The organism is Mesorhizobium sp. M7A.F.Ca.MR.148.00.0.0 (genome assembly GCF_003997735.1).
GTDB lineage: Bacteria > Pseudomonadota > Alphaproteobacteria > Rhizobiales > Rhizobiaceae > Mesorhizobium.
In genome coordinates this window covers 53,988-54,275 of the sequence record NZ_RZTB01000032.1, presented here as the reverse complement: position 1 = coordinate 54,275, position 288 = coordinate 53,988, and the positions used below count along the sequence as shown (strand labels likewise).

The following is a 288-nucleotide window of genomic DNA, read 5'->3' as shown; positions in this document are numbered from 1 at the left end:
CGGCCGGCCTGACCGGATTGCCTGTCGTCACCGTCTTGACCCCGGCAGCACTGGTGTCCTGCGGCAGGAAGCCGCCGGCGATGGCATCGACACGGCCAGCCAGCGCCCGGTTGGCGCGCCCCATCACCGCGTTCTGCTCATGGATCAGCGTCGGCACCTTGCGCCGTGTCGCCGCGTAGAGCGGCGGCAAGGTTGGATAGCCACCGAAGCCGACGACGGCATCCGGCTTGATCCTGCCGATGACGGCGGAGGCCTGGCGCACGCCGCGCCAGATTTTCCAGAAGGCAC

General features: G+C 69.4%; 1 protein-coding gene. It reads right to left on the bottom strand.

Going from position 1 to position 288, the window contains the following annotated elements; genetic code table 11:
- The coding region (locus EOB49_RS37670) for a glycosyltransferase (RefSeq protein WP_245472720.1) at nucleotides 1–288 on the bottom strand (288 nt) is incomplete at both ends.